The 2,137-nt window shown below is 73.6% G+C and carries 2 protein-coding genes; both read right to left on the bottom strand.

Going from position 1 to position 2,137, the window contains the following annotated elements:
• Nucleotides 1-50: 50 nt before the first annotated feature.
• On the bottom strand, nt 51-959 hold the full coding sequence (locus DQW06_RS17080; protein WP_117198904.1) for an arylamine N-acetyltransferase: 909 nt from the start codon (nt 957-959) through the stop codon (nt 51-53).
• Nucleotides 960-1,104: 145 nt separating this feature from the next.
• Nucleotides 1,105-2,137: ABC transporter ATP-binding protein (locus tag DQW06_RS17075; protein WP_232833055.1), on the bottom strand; the 1,033-nt coding region annotated here is incomplete at its 5' end.

The raw sequence follows: 2,137 nt of genomic DNA, 5'->3' as shown, positions 1-2,137 counted from the left end.
TCACACAGCGGTGGGTGGGCGCGCTCCCACCCACCGCTGTGTGATGCCGCTCACATGCCAGTGAACTCCCGGAGGCGCTTCTCGACGACGGCCCGTTCGTCCTGGTCAAGGCCGATGCCGAACACCTCCTGCAACACCTGTCCCACCTCTTCCACGGGCACCTCGCGTTCCGTGCGGGTGCCGTCGGGCGCGGCGGTGGTCAGGGTGGTGTCCATCAGCATGTGATGGGCACCCGGTCCGATGCGCTGGACCACCAGCCTGCCCCGGAACGGGGAGCGCGGGTGGGTGACCAGGTGGTGGCTGAAGACGGCGTAGTCCTGGCGCACCATCGCGGTGGCGGAGAAGGAGTACAGCGGATTCCACCCGCGACCGTCGAAGGAGCGCAGCAGCCACTCGTCCTCGCCCACCTCGGACACGCGGTCCAGGCGCAGGCCCCACCCGCCCTGGACCTCCTGGTGCCCGTCGGCGAAGGGGACCGGTTCCAGCAGGCCGCTGCCGAAGCCGACGTCGGCCAGCCACGGCCCCTCCTCCAGGTCCACCCGCAGCAGGGCGTGCGTGGCCGGGCGTGGGGCGCCCGTGCCGCCGGAGAGCACGCGGGCGGCGAAGCCGGTGACGGAGAAGCCGAGCCGGTCCAGCGCGGCCGCCAGCAGCAGGTTCTGCTCGTAGCAGTAGCCGCCCCTGGCCCGGAGGACCATCTTGTCCACCAGCGCGGGCACGTCCAGCAGGATGGGGCGCTCCAGGACGATCTGGAGGTTCTCGAAGGGGATGGCGGCCAGGTGCGCGCGGTGCGCGGCGCGCAGGGTGTCCAGCGTGGGTGGCAGGTCGCCGGACAGGCCCAGGCGGGCCAGGTAGGCGTCCAGGTCCAGTTCCCGTCCCTGCCAGAAGTCGCGGTCGGTGGTGAGGAGGGAGGGCCGGGGCGCGGGGGCCAGGCTGTCGGAAACGAGGGTTTCGTGCGTCATGTCGATCCCGAACCGACCCCATAAAAGCCCTATTCCGGACGAATCACTCTCCTCTCCTGTCCGGAAACGGTCACGGAAAGCGGGAATGGAAGGGAATGACGTGGAGACGTTCGTGGTCAGCGCGCCGGAGGGACCTCGCGCCGCCTCAGCCGGAGGCCGGTTCCCCCTCGCGCACGCGTCCGGCGGCGTCGGCCGCCGCCCAGTGGCAGGCCACCCGCCGTTCGGCGCCGCCCCCCAGGATCGCCGGGTCCACGGTGCGGCAGCGGTCGGCCACCCCTGCGCGTTCGGCCTCACCGGAGGCCAGCACCGGGCAGCGCGGGTGGAAGCGGCAGCCCCGGGGCACCCGTTTGGGGTCCGGCGGCTCGCCGGAGAGCACCACCGGTTCCCCGTCCGCCTCGGGCAGCACCGACAGCAGCGCCCGGGTGTAGGGGTGGGCGGGAGCGGACAGGACCTCCTCCACGGTGCCCAACTCCACCACGCGCCCCAGGTACATCACCGCGACCCGGTCGGCGATGTTCCAGGCCAGGCCCAGGTCGTGCGTGGCCACCAGGGCCGACAGCCCCAGGTCGGCGCGCAGGTCCAGGAGCAGCCGCAGGATCTCGCCGCGCACCGACGCGTCCAGGGAGGCCACCGGCTCGTCGGCCACCAGCACCTCGGGGTCCAGGATGAGCGCACCGGCGATCACCACGCGCTGGCGCTGGCCGCCCGACAGCTCGTGCGGGTAGCGGGGGAAGAACCGGTCCGGCGGGCGCAGGCCCGCCTTGGACAGCGCCGCGCCGACCCGCTCGGCCTCGTCGGACACGGTGCCCTCGTGGATGCGCAGTCCCTCGGCCACGGACTCGTAGACGGTGCGGCGCGGGTTGAGCGACCCGGTGGGGTCCTGCTGCACCAGTTGCACCCGGCGGCGGTAGCGGCGCATGTCGCGGGAGCCGTAGCGCAGCGGATCGCCCTCGAAGGCCACGTCACCGCCCGTGGGCCGCTCCAGGCCCAGCAGGACGCGGGCCAGGGTGGTCTTGCCGCAGCCGGACTCCCCCACCAGCGCCACGATCTCGCCCGCGGAGACGTCGAGGTTGACGCCGTCCACGGCGCGGGCGGTGCCCCGGCCGCCGCCGGGGGCGAACCCGGCCGCGAAGGCGACCTCCACCCCCCGGGCGCTCAGGACGGGGACCGACTCCTCC

Origin of the sequence: Nocardiopsis sp. TNDT3 (genome assembly GCF_003427465.1) — a bacterium.
Classification (GTDB): Bacteria; Actinomycetota; Actinomycetes; order Streptosporangiales; family Streptosporangiaceae; genus Nocardiopsis; species Nocardiopsis dassonvillei.
The sequence above is the reverse complement of the archived record's forward strand: the minus strand, read 5'-3'. Positions and strand labels throughout refer to the sequence as shown.

Bases quoted from the DNA above. Each gene is read 5' to 3' on its own strand.
- DQW06_RS17080 (WP_117198904.1), bottom strand. From the start codon at position 959: ATGACGCACGAAACCCTCGTTTCCGACAGCCTGGCCCCCGCGCCCCGG.